Here is a 14,627-nt window from a genome sequence, read left to right as displayed (position 1 = left end):
ACAGGTTCATAGGAAGGATGAGGCCGAGTGGTAACAATCGATATTCCTATATGATCTGAAAGGGCGGGGATCAAAGCGCGGCCGCGAGTATCCGACTGGTGGGGAGTCCTCTCGGCGCTCGTAAAAAGCTGGTGCGGATTTGCTGAATATGTTTCAACCGGTTGCAGTCAGCCACAAGCAGGTAGAACAAATGGAATATGATTACGTCCCCTTGCCAGAACGCCAGCCGCTAAAATGGCCGAATGGCGCAAATGTGGCCTTGATCCTGACCTTCAATCTGGAAACCTGGGATCTGACGAAAGATACGGATAAGCCTTATTATGCAGGTGGACCCTCCATTTTGCCGGATATTTTGCCGGGCAACACGCCCGATTTTCCGAATTATAGCTGGCGCGAATATGGTCAAAGGGTTGGCATCTGGCGCTTGTTCGAGCTGTTTGATCAGCTTGGTGTAAAAGCCAGCTGCACCACCAATGCTGTGACCTTCGAACGGCGCAAGGCTATGACTGACGCTGTATTGGAGCGCGGTTGGGAATTGCTGACCCACAATTGGGAGCAAGGCGAATTGTTGACCAATTTTGCGGGCAATCCTGAGAAAGAGCGCGAAATTGTTTTGCGGACGCTGGACCAGTTTGAAAAATTCACCGGTCGAAAATCGAAAGGCTGGCTATCGTCTTCCCTGAGGGGGACGTTGCAGACGGCGGATATTCTGGCCGAAAATGGCTGCACATTCTATTGTGACATCATGAATGATGACCAGCCCTATTTGCTGCGGACGCCAAACGGATCCATCGTATCCGTGCCCTATTCAAATGAGATCAACGATTTCACTTTCATCACGCGCAAGAATTTTACCACCGATCAATTTCGCGACGCCCTGATCGAAGAACTGGATGTCCTCTATGAAGAGGGCGCCACTAGCGGCCGGATCATGAATGTCGGTCTGCATCCGCACGTATCGGGCCGGGCCCATCGCGTGCGGGCGCTGCGCGAATTTATCGAACATGCCAAGTCCCTGCCGGGGGTCTGGTGGGCAACCCGAGAAGAAATTGCTGCATGGTATCTGGAAAACCACGAAAGCCATATTCCGGGACAATTGGGATGAGCCGTGCCGAAAAAATTGTCATTGTCGGCGGTGGAATCGCCGGAATGACCGCCGCCGCGGCGATCGCCGGACAGGGATTTGCTGTCACTCTTCTGGAATCCGCGCCCGCTTTTGGCGAAATTGGCGCTGGTGTGACACTGTCGCCCAATGCGATGAAGGGACTGGATTTTATTGGCATTTGCGAGGCAGTCGCCGCTGCCGGGGTTGAGCCGACCCGCCAACGCATTCAGCACTGGGAAGACGGCCGCACGCTCGTCACGATGGACCGGTCAACCCAGCGCGAAAAATATGGCGCGCCCTATGTGACCATTCATCGGGCAGATCTGCACAATTTGCTCACCGATGCCGCGCGCACGGCTGGCGTGGATATGCGCACCAACAGTGTCGTCGTTGATAGTGAAGGGGCCACAGCAATTCTTGACGATGGCAGCCGGGTGGCTGGCGATTTGTTGATCGGTGCGGATGGAGTGAAGTCGATCATTCGCCAGCGCTTTGAACCGACCGAACCGCATTTTACCGGCCATGTCGCGTGGCGGGCCCTGGTGCCAGTGACTTCAGAGCTTCAAGAAATGTCGGACTTTCCGGGTATCATAATTGGCCCGGGTGCGATGATAACGCGCTATAATATCCGCGGTAGTGCCGCCATGAACCTGGTCTTTTTTGCCCGGCAGGACGGCTGGACGGATGATGGATGGGCGATAGCCGCTGACCCGTCCGAGATTGAAGCAATCTATGCCGGCTGGTGTGGTGATGCACAGAAGCTGATCGAAGCCGCCTGCCACCAGCCGATGTTCAAATGGGCGATAAATGCCAGAGGCGCGCTGCCCGATTGGATCATTGATGACAATGTCACGCTCATTGGTGACGCTGCCCATGCAATGACACCGTTTCTCGGTCATGGCGCGGCATGTGGCATTGAAGATGCGGTCATTCTGGCTCGCACGCTGGCCGCTTCAAGTGATATTGCCGAAGGGCTATCTCGCTATCAGGCCGCCCGTCATGAACGAGCTACTTGGATCCAATCAGAGTCCAACGCCAATGCGGACCGGATGCAGGGGCAGGATGCCGATATGTTTGGCATAGGCAAGGCCAAGGATGAAGAATCTCTGGGCCTGTTCAACTATGACTGTCGTTTGGAGCCAGTATGATGAATGATGCTATTGCCTTTGATGGCCATGTTATCGCGCCGGAAACACGCGAATTTTTGGGCAAGCGCGGTAAGCTGCTGATCAACGGGCAGTGGGTCGATGGTATGGAGGTCATGGAAACCTGCGATCCGGCTACCGGATTGGTTCTGGCCGAATTCGAAATCGGTGGCGCAACGGAAATTGACTTGGCGGTCGCCGCTGCACGTTCGGCTTTCGAAGGACCGTGGCGAGGAATGACGGCTTCGGATCGCATGGCACTGATGTCCCGACTGGCGCGCATCATGGAGCAAAATGCACAGATGCTGACCGAACTGGATATTCTCGACAACGGGATGCCAAGCTTCATTGCCGGATTGACCACCGCCAATTGCGTGGAAATGGTCGACTATTACGCCGGTGCAATCATGCGGATCGAAGGTTCGACGATGGTTCCACCGCGGCATATTGCGGCGGAAACCGAAGCGCTGACCTATACGCTGAAAGAACCGGTTGGTGTTGTTGGTCAGATTGTGCCCTGGAATGTGCCGCTATCGACAGCGATACTGAAGCTCGCACCGGCATTGGCCGCTGGCTGTACCGTGGTGATGAAGCCTTCTGAAGAAACGCCACTATCGGTACTCGCGCTTGGACAAATGGTGATTGATGCCGGTTTCCCGGAAGGGGTGTTCAATATCGTGAATGGTCTGGGAGCAGATGCCGGAGCGGCGCTATCATCCCATGATGACGTAAACAAAATATCCTTTACAGGCTCCACGCGCACAGGCCGGGCCATTGTCCGGGCCGCCATGGGCAACCTAAAAAAGGTGTCGCTGGAACTCGGCGGCAAAGGCCCGGTCGTGGTGATGCCCGACGCCGACCTGGAGCAGGCCATCCCTGGCGTGGCAATGGCGACATTCTTTTTGCAAGGCCAAAACTGCATGGCAGGAACACGGATATTCGCGCATGCCGATATTCATGATCGCTTGCTGGAAGGTTTGGCCGGTTTTGCCAATTATATGGTTTTGGGCCACGGCCTTGATCCCGCGACACAACAAGGTCCGATGATTTCATCGGGCCATGCCGACAAGGTTATCGGGTTTATAGACCGGGCAAAACAGGCGGGCGCAAATCTGGTCGCCGGCGGCGAGCGCCTGGATCGACCTGGCAACTTCATTCGTCCGACGGTTTTCTCCGAATGCACATCCGATATGGAAGTGATGCGCGATGAAATCTTCGGGCCCGTTATGGCGGTACAAAAATTTGATACGATGGACTTGGACAAGATCGCGAAGCTCGCCAATGATACGCCTTATGGGCTGTCCGGCAGTGTCTGGACCGAAGATATGTCCACCGCTCATCGCTTGGTCAGCCGGGTGCGCTCGGGGCATGTTTCGATCAATTGTCACGGCGCTGTCGGAACCAATATCCCTTTTGGTGGATATGGGCAGTCCGGCTGGGGGCGCGAGTTTGGTCAGGCGGGGCTGGAAGCCTATCTTGAGACCAAGGCTGTCACAGCCCGGCTCTGACTGACATCGGCTTCCGATTTCTCAAAATGTGCGGATGACTAATTGTTGCTAAGTCCGTGGCTAATCGCCGCAGCGGTTTTCAGCAATTCATCCAGATAATCCTCTAGCGCATCGCTTAGTTTCATTGCTGCGACGAAGAATACCATTGTCATGGCGGCTTCGAAATGTCCGTTCTTGAAGATCGGAACCGCTATCGATGATGTCTTCCCGGGAGTAAGGTTGAAATGGTTGCGGCCCTGTGTCGCGTATCCCTCTTCCCGGATTTGATCGACGTTGAGCCCTATTTCTGCGGTGGAGAGATAGTCCATATCGATCTCCTGCGAAATACGCATGAAGCGCAAAATCATCTCCCGGTCTTCGTCGATCGCGAAGGCCATGGACAGTTTGCCCGAGGCACTGTCGAGAATCGGTACGGTGAAGCCGGGATAATAATGTTCAAAGGTCAGCGATGAATTGGCATGGGTGCTGTCTCGCAACATCATGTTGCGGCCTACGCGGACAGCGATGGACACGGGCCAACCAACGCGTTTGGTCAGATCGACAATATGGGGCCGGGCGACGCTGACCAACTGATCTTCATGTTGAAAGCCGGTGGCGAGCGTCTGTACCAGCGCGGTTGGCCGATAGCGTTTGCGGGCGGGCTCTTGCTCGACCAAACCCTCATAGAGCAATGTCTGAACGATGCGGCAGGCAGTAGGATAAGGAACCTCGGCCGCTTTGGCGATTTCCATCATCGTCATGGATCCATGACGATTGATGGCACGCAGTGCAGAAAATGCTCGCGTGATGGATCGAATCGGTACGCCTTTTTCCATGATCTTATGGCCCTCTCAATGCCGACGGCAGAAAGGTGACATCATTATGATATATGTCCGCAGATAGGAAATTATTATCCGACTGTCGGATATATTATCCGATGAACGGAAGAACTAATTGCCTGATGGATTCTCGAGAGGGGCAGAAGTCGATCTTGCGATAGTTTCGGCGGCGTGTTTCAGTCCTTCGCCCACTTTTTTTCAAATTCCCAAACCTCTTCGAAACCGATCAACGAACAGAATTCGTTGAAGTCGAAAATGCCATCAGGCTGACCGATGCCATCTTCTTTGAGTCCGATAAGGGCGGTTTCCATAGCCGATGCGGCGGCAAGGCTGGTCAGCGACGGATAGATGGCAAAGCCGTAACCAATCTCGGCAAGCACCGAGGCATTGGGCACGGGAGACAGCCCACCATTGGACATGTTCGCCATCACCGGCTTGTCAAAACTGGCGCAGGCCTTCCGCATTTCCTCTTCGCTGGTGAGCGATTCCGGGAAGACCACGTCGGCACCCGCCTTGTCATAAGCCTCCAACCGGCGCAGCACACCGTCCATTCCCTCACTTTCCCGCGCATCAGTGCGGGCAATTATCAGGAAATTCTCATCCTCTTTGGCATCGACGGCGACTTTGATCTTTTCTACCATGTCTTCCAACGGGATCAGCCGCTTGAATGGGGTATGGCCGCACTTTTTCGGGAATTCCTGGTCTTCCAGCTGGATGGCGGTGACGCCCGAGGCTTCATATCCCTTGACTGTATGATGTACATTCAACAGGCCGCCATAGCCGGTGTCGCCATCCGCGATGACCGCCGAATTGCTCGTCCGCACCAGCGTTTCCATCCGATTGCGCATTTCTGTGTAGGTGACAATTCCGGCATCGGGCAATCCGGATGCAGAGGCGGTAAGCCAATAGCCGGTGCCATAAACGACATCAAAGCCGACCTTGTTGGCGATAACCGCGGTGATCATGTCCTGAATACCTGGGATCACGAAGAATTTTCCCGATGCGAGCTTTTCTCGCAGGATTGGGTTCGCCATTATTTTACGTCTTTCACTATGATCCGCTTTGCGTCGCGGTTTTTACCACTGGGGTTGTTTGGGAGCGGGCAGGCCCGTTTCCGCAAGGCAATTTGCACGGAGTGTTTCGATATCGGGACCGAAGTTGAAGGTCGGCAGGTCGCCATCCCGGTCCGCCCGCATTTTTGCCCGCAAGGCATCTGTGGCCGAGCTATCTACTGCTCCGTCGGTCAGCACAACGCCATAGCGCAGCGCGCCTTGTACGGTCACCAGTCCTTTTTCTAGTTCGACTGCAAGCAGCTCCGGATCGCGTTCCAGGGGATCGCCCCAACCGCCGCCGCCCCAAGTGACAAAGTGCAACTGGTCGCCGGCTTCCACTTCATAGTCTTCCAGCTTGTTGCCGAGGATGATTTCGGTGCCGTCATTCTTGACCAGCAATTTGCGCGCGCGGGCTCCTGGCTCGCCGCCATTCACACCCCATGGCGGAACAAACCACCGGTCATCATGAATAGCGATCACACCCGGCTCGAGGAAACGATAGACCATGTTGATTCCGTTGCCACCGCGATGCAGGCCCGGTCCGCCGGAATCCGACACGGTTTCATAGCGTTCGATCCTGAGCGGGAAATAGCGCTCCAGAAACTCGTTCGGTACATTGGTAAAGCCCGGCCAAAGCGAGTGGCCATCCGGCCCATCACCCAAGGGGCGTCCCGGGATGCCGCCAAAACCGATTTGAAACAGCTGGAACCATTTCCCATTCTTATCTGTGCCGGCGTAGAAGAGGTGCGGCGATGACGAGAAACCGGCGGCGTTCAGAAATTCGGGTGTCTTTTGACCCAGCAAACCACCCAGGATATCAAACAACCGTCCGAGCGCGTGGGTCCGGCCCGACAATGCAGCAGGGAACTTTGGTTTCAACAGCGAACCTTCGGGAATCCGGACGTCGATCAGATCATAAAATCCGTCGTTGAACAGGATTTGGGGATCGAACACCATGATCATGTAGATGCCAAAAAACATCTTCATCATATTTTCGTTCAGCAGAAAATTGATCGATGCTTTGGATTGCGGATCGGTACCCTCGAAGTCGAGAATGACCCGGCCGTTTTCGCGCCACATGGTGCAACGAATCTTATAGGGGCCATAGCCCATCCCATCGTCGCAGATATAATCTTCGAAACTGACCTTCTCTTCGCTGACCGAGGTTTCGATAAGCGTCTGCATCGCGCGATGATTTCGATCGAGCAGCAAATCCGTAGCAGAAGCGTAGACATCTTCGCCAAAGCGATCGCAAAGCTCGACAACCCGGCGCGCGGCAACGCGGCAGGCGGCAATCAAGGCGTTCAAATCGGCTTTGCACCAGTCCGGCGTCCGGGTCTGATGCATGACCAGTTTGATCAGATCCTCATTATACTCGCCCCGTTTCCAGATTTTGATCGGCGGGATGCGGACTCCCTCCTGAAAGATGCTGGTCGCATCGATCGGCATGGAGCCGGGAACCTTGCCGCCAATATCGGACATATGACCGAACATGGACGTATAGGCGAGCAGGCGCCCGTCTTTGAACACCGGCATCAAGACCAGCCAGTCGTTGGAATGGCTGATCGCGCCTTCTACCGAATAGGGGTCGGACAGGAAGATCAGATCACCCTCTTCAACCGTGCCGTCAAATCCGTCTAGAAACGGACCGATATAACTGCCAAACTGCCCGACAATCATCCGGCCTTTGCTGTCCGCAATTAACGGGAAGGCATCGCCTTGTTCCCGAATGCCTGGAGACATAGCAGTGCGCACCAGCGTCGCATCCATTTCGATGCGGGCATTGCGCAATGCGTTTTCGATGACTTCCAGCGTGACCGGATCAATCGCGACAGTGTTGAAGGGCGTTTCGTTAGATTGAATAATCTGTGCAGGCATGGGTCGCTCCTCAGGCCAAGTTAATTAGGATGTTGCCGACCTGATCGACGGTGCCGATACAGTCTGCTTCGATCAATGTGGTGGAGTCCATTTCGATGACGATCGCTGGCCCCGGAATTATATCGCCGGCCAACAATTTTGATCGGTCATATATGATAGCCGCCTGCATCTTGCCGTCGGCCCATAGCTGATGATCGCGAAGTTTCGCTCCAGACGGGTCGCCATTGCCTTCGGCCAATTTCGGCGCAGGCAGGTCTAGTTCGGGGCCCAGCGCGACGGCGCGGACATTCACCAGTTCATGCGCGCTCTCCATATTGAAAGTGAACAGACGGAGATGCTCCTCGTCAAACCGGTCGGTAACGCCAGCCAGTCCATCTTGCAGCAGCGTTTTCTCATCAATCGAGAGCGGCACTTCGAAAGCCTGACCCTCGTAACGGACATCGAGTTCAAACTCAGACGTAATGTCTGCATCTGCTATCCCCTCTTCCATCAATTCCGCGCGTGTTTGCGCGGAGATTTCCTGAAGCAAGCCAATCACTTCGGACTCGTCGGTTTCACTAAAGCGGCGAGAGAAGCTGCGGGCTGTTTCTGTCCGCATGCGAGTTGTGGCATCGCCAAGCGCACAGAGCACGCCGGGAGAGACAGGTGATATGGCCGGCCAACTGTCCATGAGTCGCGCCACCGCGTTAACATGGAGCGGTCCGGCACCGCCAAATCCCATCAGCGCGAAATGGCGCGGATCATAGCCTTGTTGAACCGAGATCATCCGCAACGCGCCAAACATATTTTCGTTGACGATATCGATGATGCCGCGGGCAGCTTCCATCAGGCTGATGCCAAGAGTGTCCGCTATATTCTGGACGGATTTTTCAGCACCCGCTCGATCTAACGTGAACGAGCCGCCCAACAATGATTCCGGCAAATAGCCCAATACGACATTGGCATCGGTGACCGTCGGTTCGAGCCCGCCTTTGCCGTAAGCGACCGGTCCAGGAACAGCGCCGGCCGATTCTGGACCAACCCGTAACGCCCCTGTCAGCTCGGGTACATAGGCGATTGAACCGCCACCGGCGCCAACGGTTTTTACGTCGAGAGCGGAAGCGCGCACCGAGAGGTGGCCGACTTCCGTTGTCCGTTGTCGCCGCGCTTCGAGATTTTCTATCAGCGCAACATCGGTCGATGTGCCGCCAACATCCAGCGTGAGGATATTTTTAATGCCTGCATTGCGGCCAACCCATATTGCGCCGGTTACGCCGCCTGCTGGACCGGACATCAACAGCGAAACCGGATGATCTTCTGCTTTTTCCGAAGACATCAAGCCGCCATCCGAGCGGAGCAGGGAAAGCGATCCGTTCATGTCGCAGGACCGAAGGCTGTCGCGCAAATTCCGAACATATTTGCCAACAACCGGTCGAACAGAGGCGTTGGCAACCGTGGTCAATGTGCGTTCATATTCCTGCATCTCGGGCAGCACTTGATGGCTGAGCGAGCAGGGAATGTCGGGCATGATCTCGGCAGCCATTTCGCCTACCCGTATCTCGTGCGCGCCATTCAGGTAAGAATTGATCAGGCTAACGGTGAGGGCTTCAATGCCGGAACCTTTCAGCTTTTCCAGAATCTTCCGAATTTCGGCCTCGTCTATCGCCGCTATCTCATTGCCTTGCGCGTCGATACGGCCGGTAATTTCGAAGCTGTCCTCAAGGGCTGCAAGAGGTTCAGGCTTGGGCCACACGATCCATCCGGCCAGTCCGCCAGGCACAAAGCTGCGGGCGATCTGCATGGTCTGGCGATAGCCGTCTGTGGTGATTAGGCCAACACGGGCCCCTTTGCCCTCCAGCATCGCATTGGTTGCAACCGTGGTGCCATGGAGGAAAAACTCGATTGCCGAGGGGTTCGTACCGGCTTCCTGACAAATAGCCGTGACGCCGGTCAAAATGCCTTGCGAGCTGTCATGCGGCGTCGACGGCGTCTTGTGTCGCCAGAAGTTTCCGTTTTGCTGATCAAGCAACAGAAGATCTGTAAACGTGCCACCCACATCTACTCCCAAACGATAGGACATAGTTTCCCCAATTAATTTGCGCCGAATGCGGGAATCGCAACGGTAATGATGAGGCAATATTGCTAGCGTAACTCTGACCGATTAGGCTGTTTTCGGATATTCTTATCCGACAAGCGAATTTTTGCGTGGGTAAGGATGGTGCTTTCCTGTCTGGGAAGTCAGAAAGAGCACACATACTGGAGATATTTTGCCATGGGTTTTGATCTGACTAAACTTCATCCTGACAATCAGCAGTTTCTCGCCCGCCGCGCAGCCGGAGAAGGCTTGCTAGCCAATGGCCAATGGAAAACCGCCGATGACGGCAAGACTTTTGATACTGTGGACCCCGCAACCGGTGCCGTTACGGGCAAGATTGCATTGGCCGGTTCTGCGGATGTTGACGCCGCGGTGTCTGCGGCGGGGGCTGCGCTTCCGGGATGGAAGAGCACGACTCCGGTGAATCGATCCAAGATATTATGGGCAATCGCCGATATTATCGAAGCCAATATTGATGCGCTCGCCGAGCTGGAAAGCCTCGATCAGGGCAAGCCGCTTTTTGTCGGGCGATGGGCAGAAATTCCAGGAGCGGTGAACCAATTCCGTTTCTTTGCCGGCCAGGCGATGAATATCGAAGGCCAGACCCTGGAAAGCTCCATCGACTATCAACCTGAAGGCAAGCAGATGCGCACGTGGACAGTCCGCGAACCGGTCGGCGTGGTTGCCGCGATCGTGCCATGGAATTCGCCACTTGTATTGACCGCAATGAAGCTGGCACCGGCCTTGGCGGCGGGCTGCACGATCATCCTGAAGCCTGCTGAAGACACGTCATTGACGGCTTTGCGTCTAGCGGAATTGATGAGCGAGGCCGGATTGCCCGATGGCGTCTTGAACGTCATCACCGGCTATGGTGCGGAAACCGGAGCTGCTCTGGCAACCCATCCCGGTGTCAATAAAATTGCCTTTACCGGATCAACCGTTACGGGCCGCGCCATTCTCGACGCTGCCAAGACAAATTTCAAACGCGTCACACTGGAACTGGGCGGCAAGTCACCTTGTATTGTGATGGATGATGCCGATCTGGAACTCGCCATTCCCGGTGTCGCCAATGCCATCTTCTTCAACGGCGGACAGGTCTGCATCGCCGGCTCGCGCCTCTATGCCCATAGCGCGATCTATGATGAATTGGTCGCTGGTGTGGTGGCTTATGCCAAGGGTTTGAAAATGGGTCACGGCCTTGACCCTGAAACGCAGATGGGACCTCTGGTGTCGGTCCGTCAGGCGGAGCGTGTAGAAGGATTTATCAAACGCGCAGAAGCCGCAGGGGCGACGGTGTTGGCCGGCGGAGAGCGCAGCGGGGAAGCCGGTACGTTCATTGCGCCAACGGTTTTGGCTGATGTGTCGCCTGATATGGAAATTGTCTGTGAGGAAGTTTTCGGGCCAGTGCTTGCGGTTCAAAAATTTGACGACGTGGATGAAGTTATTGCCGCTGCCAATGACAGCGATTTTGGTCTGGCGGCCAGCGTGTGGACGGAAAATCTTTCCAACGCCCACCGGATGAGCAGCGACATAAAAGCCGGAACGGTCTGGATCAATTGCCATGCCATGTATGATCCATCGCTGGCCATCGGCGGGATTAAACAATCGGGCTGGGGCCGGGATAGCGGCAAGCAGGCGATGGACAATTATCTCGAATGGAAAACTGTCTGCGCTGCCGTGTAATCGCTCGTTTCTAGTCCGGTCGGCGCAGGCCGCGGATCAAGATATTGGGGAGCTTTGCATTGTCCCAGACAGGATTTTTGGGCGGGCTCGCGCCCATCCGCAAGACGATCAGCTGGTGCTTCGGTGAGATATGCACCGTCTGGCTGCTGTTACCATCGAACATGTACATTTGCGGGTCCAGAAACGGTTCTGATTGATACACGGTCGGGCCAACGGTTCCCGGCGCACCAAATTGGCGTTTCTCGCGATAGGGTTCACCCAACCAGATGCCGAGTCCATAGCTGGGGTTCTGCTCTGTGCCGCGCCGCATTTCGTCGACATATCCGGCGGGCAATAGTGGCGTGCCATTCCAGTGGCCTTTTTGAGCGAGCAAAACAGCCAATCGCAACCAGCTTTCGGCCGGCAATTTCATACAGCAGCCCGAATGGGCCAGCCCGTCTTCGCTGTTTAACCAGACTTCGCCACCCTGGGCGCCAATCGCAGAGAGAATCTCACTGCCGATAAATTCCGCATAGCGCCGGCCGGTGGCCTGTTCGATGATCAACGCGACAAGATCGCCGGTGGCGTTATTATACGTGTAGCGTGATCCCGGCGTGCCGGTGAGCGGATAATGATCAACGATATATTGGCCGTGATCGGGATCCAAATAGGCGCGGTTAAAGGGGTGGCCCGGATCCAGACTATATCCCTGATCAAGCAGCCCGGTGCGCATATCGAGAAGGTGCCGGACCAGGATATCGCCCTTAGGCTTATCCTTTAGCTCTGGCAGGATTTCGGAGAGCGGTTGATCAAGGTCGCGAATTTTGCCCAGCGCAATGGCTCGTCCAATGGCAATGGCGGTCAGTGGTTTCGACAAAGATTTCGAGTTTAATATCGTGTCGGCCTGAATATCCGGCGCGTACCAACTGTGGACGAGCTTGCCCTTGTGCCAGACCAACAAAGCGCTGGAGCGATTCGCCGCGGCATAGCTTTGGGCTTCCGCAAGGGCCTCGGGCGTAAAGCCTTCTTCGCCTCCGGAAGTGAGGGCTACATAGTCAGAATTCCCGGAAACGGCCTCCATCGGCGCATAAATGAAATTTCCGGGATCGCGCAGGAATGTCTGAAAGCGAGTCTCATAGGCGGTGCCTAGACTGAGCTCGCTATCCGATGTGTCCACCACATGCTGGCATGATGCGAGCGTGCAAGCTGAAAGTAGCAGCGCGATTCCAATTTTTGAATTTCGAAACAATGGCCGTCTCCCTTTGCCCAGAATATGGCCACGGTTCACGGAGGAGTCACGTCTCTTCCACCCGTTATCACCGCAAGGCGGATAGATCGCTAGCTGTTTGATCAGAAATGTCGATTTTATGTCCATAGAACTAAGGTGATTGAAAAAGTTGGAGACATGCTCAGATGAAGCGGGAACGCTGCCAAGTTGTAATTGCGGGCGCAGGTCCGGTTGGCACGGTGATGGCGACATTGCTGGCGCAGGCCGATGTGGATGTCGTTGTTCTCGAATCTGGCGTAGACTGTGCTCAGGATTTACGGGCCTCAACCTTTCATCCACCCACGTTGGAAATGCTAGATCAAATCGGCATCACACCCATGTTGCTTGAGCGCGGTTTGAAAGCGCCGGTATATCATTGGCGGGATCGTGGTTCGGGGGAATATATAGATTTTGATCTCACCGAACTTTCCGATGTGACCCGCTATCCGTTTCGCATTCAGTGCGAGCAATATCATCTGTCCCGCGCGCTCGCCGATGGGCTGGAAAAATTCGACAATGCCGATATCCGCTTTGGCAATCGCCTGCTGTCCTTTGAACAGGATGCGACGGGTGTCGATATAGATGTCGAGACCGCTTTGGGTATTGATCATCTCCGCGCAGATTATCTGATTGGCGCGGACGGGGCGAACAGCATCGTCCGCAAATGGTTGGGCATTGAATTTGACGGTTTCACCTATCCTGAACGGTTTTTGTGCCTGTCCACCGAGGCAGATCTGCCGGCGCATCTACCCGGATTGGCGCCGGTCAACTATGTTTCCGATCCCGATGAATGGCTGGTTCTGTTGCGCGTGCCTTCTTTGTGGCGTGTCCTGGTTCCCACGGACGGAACGCTGGATGATGATGAGCTGCGCTCGGATAAAATGAAGAACAAGATTTTTGATGGGCTGACCGGAGACGGCGCATCCGTTGAAACGCGGCATCGTACGTTGTATCGCGTGCACCAAAGAGTAGCCAAATCCTTTGTTGAAAACCGCGTGGTTTTGATCGGGGATTCTGCGCATCTCAACAATCCCTTGGGTGGTTTCGGCATGAACTCCGGCGTGCATGATGCGTTCAACCTGTTCCAGAAACTGGAACCTTTGTTGAAATCGAAGCCGGCAAATGGCGGTTTGGAACATTATGACCGGCAACGGCGTAAGGTCACGCATAGCTTTACACAGACCCAGACCATCGAGAATATGAAGTTCATTCGCGGCGGCAATGGCGGCGATGCGCATGAACGCAAACGTCTTGAAATGCTTGCGATCAAGCAGGATGATGTCCGTCGGCGCGACTATCTGATGCGCCAGGCAATGTATGAAAGCCTGGCACAGGCAGAAGCGATCAATTGATCCGGAGGGCATGATGGTTGATATTCTAGGTTCACGCAAATTGATGGGTGTGATCGGACCGTCGACCAATACAGTGGTGCAGCCCGATATGGAGCGCATGCGGCCAAGCGGCATCACCAACCATTATTCCCGGATTTTCGTGACCGACCCGGTTGCGCTTTCTGACGAAGATTTCTTCGCCGGGACGCAGGCGATTTCCGACAATACGATGGATGCTGTGCGATCGGTTATGACCTGCAAGCCAGACTATCTCGTCATGGGCATGTCTGCGGTTACGTTTTACGGTGGTATCGCGGGCGGTGAAAGATTCAAGAAGCAAGTCGAAGAGGTTGCCGGGATAGATGTCAGCATCGGATCAGAGTCGCTGGTCGCTGCGCTGAAAGCCTATGGCGGGATTAAAAAACTAAGCTTCGTCTCTCCCTATTTTCCGGCGGCCAATGCCGAAGTGCGAAACTATCTTGAAGAATCCGGCTTTGAAGTGGCGCGCGATGTCTCGCTCAAATGCCAATGCTGGACGGATATCGCGAAAGTCTCACCCGAACGACTAACCGATGTGCTCGCTGAACTAGACGGGCCGGATGTCGATGCGCTGTTGCAAGTCGGCACGAATCTCTCGATGGTTGACCTTGCTGCTGAGACCGAAGCACGGCTGGGCAAGCCGGTCATCGCGATCAACGCGGCGACCTATTGGCATGCCTTGCGGGCTTGCGCTATCCCGGACAAGATCGAAGGTCTAGGACGTTTGCTTTCCGAATTTTGAGATCAG

Annotated in this window: 11 protein-coding genes; 6 read left to right on the top strand and 5 right to left on the bottom strand. The window is 55.0% G+C overall.

The genetic code is table 11. The features are described 5' to 3' along the window. Positions 1 to 148: 148 nt before the first annotated feature. The 3 genes from ABJV08_RS01500 to ABJV08_RS01490 are packed head-to-tail and all read left to right on the top strand — an operon-like array spanning position 149 to position 3,758. Positions 149 to 1,105, top strand: coding sequence for a polysaccharide deacetylase (locus tag ABJV08_RS01500; RefSeq protein ID WP_348039142.1), 957 nt, complete (start codon positions 149 to 151; stop codon positions 1,103 to 1,105). Beyond that, positions 1,102 to 2,253 (top strand): FAD-dependent monooxygenase, encoded by a 1,152-nt coding sequence (locus ABJV08_RS01495; protein WP_348039143.1) that lies wholly within the window; start codon positions 1,102 to 1,104, stop codon positions 2,251 to 2,253. The genes ABJV08_RS01500 and ABJV08_RS01495 overlap by 4 nt, the downstream gene beginning before the upstream one ends. Next, the gene (locus tag ABJV08_RS01490; RefSeq protein WP_348039144.1) at positions 2,250 to 3,758 is read left to right on the top strand and encodes an aldehyde dehydrogenase family protein; all 1,509 of its coding nucleotides are present in this window, start codon (positions 2,250 to 2,252) and stop codon (positions 3,756 to 3,758) included. Before ABJV08_RS01495 ends, ABJV08_RS01490 begins: the two co-directional genes overlap by 4 nt. A 38-nt stretch (positions 3,759 to 3,796) precedes the next feature. On the opposite strand, the gene ABJV08_RS01485 is transcribed toward ABJV08_RS01490, so the two are convergent. From ABJV08_RS01485 to ABJV08_RS01470, 4 genes are all read right to left on the bottom strand, one after another. Continuing rightward, a complete protein-coding gene (locus ABJV08_RS01485; RefSeq protein WP_348039145.1) occupies positions 3,797 to 4,573 on the bottom strand; it encodes a helix-turn-helix domain-containing protein in 777 nt (258 codons plus the stop codon). Positions 4,574 to 4,752: 179 nt separating this feature from the next. Next, positions 4,753 to 5,610 carry an isocitrate lyase/PEP mutase family protein gene (locus tag ABJV08_RS01480; protein ID WP_348039146.1) on the bottom strand — a complete coding sequence of 286 codons (858 nt, stop codon included), beginning with the start codon at positions 5,608 to 5,610 and terminating at the stop codon, positions 4,753 to 4,755. Positions 5,611 to 5,652: 42 nt separating this feature from the next. Next, positions 5,653 to 7,506 carry a hydantoinase B/oxoprolinase family protein gene (locus tag ABJV08_RS01475; protein WP_348039147.1) on the bottom strand — a complete coding sequence of 618 codons (1,854 nt, stop codon included), beginning with the start codon at positions 7,504 to 7,506 and terminating at the stop codon, positions 5,653 to 5,655. Between the two features lie 10 nt (positions 7,507 to 7,516). After that, positions 7,517 to 9,565: a hydantoinase/oxoprolinase family protein gene (locus ABJV08_RS01470; RefSeq protein ID WP_348039148.1), complete on the bottom strand. Its 2,049-nt coding sequence runs from the start codon at positions 9,563 to 9,565 to the stop codon at positions 7,517 to 7,519. Between the two features lie 192 nt (positions 9,566 to 9,757). Here ABJV08_RS01470 and ABJV08_RS01465 point away from each other — a divergent pair, with 192 nt between their 5' ends. Beyond that, complete coding sequence (locus ABJV08_RS01465; protein ID WP_348039149.1) at positions 9,758 to 11,263, top strand: aldehyde dehydrogenase family protein; 1,506 nt, start codon at positions 9,758 to 9,760, stop codon at positions 11,261 to 11,263. Between the two features lie 10 nt (positions 11,264 to 11,273). On the opposite strand, the gene ABJV08_RS01460 is transcribed toward ABJV08_RS01465, so the two are convergent. After that, entirely contained in the window at positions 11,274 to 12,419 is a 1,146-nt protein-coding gene (locus ABJV08_RS01460) for a serine hydrolase (protein ID WP_348039150.1), read from the bottom strand. A gap of 236 nt (positions 12,420 to 12,655) precedes the next feature. Here ABJV08_RS01460 and ABJV08_RS01455 point away from each other — a divergent pair, with 236 nt between their 5' ends. Continuing rightward, positions 12,656 to 13,861 carry an FAD-dependent monooxygenase gene (locus tag ABJV08_RS01455; RefSeq protein ID WP_348039151.1) on the top strand — a complete coding sequence of 402 codons (1,206 nt, stop codon included), beginning with the start codon at positions 12,656 to 12,658 and terminating at the stop codon, positions 13,859 to 13,861. A gap of 13 nt (positions 13,862 to 13,874) precedes the next feature. After that, entirely contained in the window at positions 13,875 to 14,621 is a 747-nt protein-coding gene (locus ABJV08_RS01450; protein WP_348039152.1) for an arylmalonate decarboxylase, read from the top strand. Positions 14,622 to 14,627: the final 6 nt, after the last annotated feature.

The sequence above is a fragment of the Parasphingorhabdus sp. genome (genome assembly GCF_039982395.1).
Lineage (GTDB): Bacteria > Pseudomonadota > Alphaproteobacteria > Sphingomonadales > Sphingomonadaceae > Parasphingorhabdus.
Note: the sequence above shows the minus strand (reverse complement) of the source record. Positions and strands in the feature narration are given on the sequence as shown.

What these genes read in the sequence shown, in the direction of transcription:
- ABJV08_RS01495 (WP_348039143.1), top strand. Translation starts at nt 1,102, where the DNA reads ATGAGCCGTGCCGAAAAAATTGTCATTGTCGGCGGTGGAATCGCCGGA.
- ABJV08_RS01450 (WP_348039152.1), top strand. Translation starts at nt 13,875, where the DNA reads ATGGTTGATATTCTAGGTTCACGCAAATTGATGGGTGTGATCGGACCG.
- ABJV08_RS01470 (WP_348039148.1), bottom strand. Translation starts at nt 9,565, where the DNA reads ATGTCCTATCGTTTGGGAGTAGATGTGGGTGGCACGTTTACAGATCTT.
- ABJV08_RS01455 (WP_348039151.1), top strand. Translation starts at nt 12,656, where the DNA reads ATGAAGCGGGAACGCTGCCAAGTTGTAATTGCGGGCGCAGGTCCGGTT.
- ABJV08_RS01500 (WP_348039142.1), top strand. Translation starts at nt 149, where the DNA reads ATGTTTCAACCGGTTGCAGTCAGCCACAAGCAGGTAGAACAAATGGAA.
- ABJV08_RS01465 (WP_348039149.1), top strand. Translation starts at nt 9,758, where the DNA reads ATGGGTTTTGATCTGACTAAACTTCATCCTGACAATCAGCAGTTTCTC.
- ABJV08_RS01485 (WP_348039145.1), bottom strand. Translation starts at nt 4,573, where the DNA reads ATGGAAAAAGGCGTACCGATTCGATCCATCACGCGAGCATTTTCTGCA.
- ABJV08_RS01475 (WP_348039147.1), bottom strand. Translation starts at nt 7,506, where the DNA reads ATGCCTGCACAGATTATTCAATCTAACGAAACGCCCTTCAACACTGTC.
- ABJV08_RS01480 (WP_348039146.1), bottom strand. Translation starts at nt 5,610, where the DNA reads ATGGCGAACCCAATCCTGCGAGAAAAGCTCGCATCGGGAAAATTCTTC.
- ABJV08_RS01490 (WP_348039144.1), top strand. Translation starts at nt 2,250, where the DNA reads ATGATGAATGATGCTATTGCCTTTGATGGCCATGTTATCGCGCCGGAA.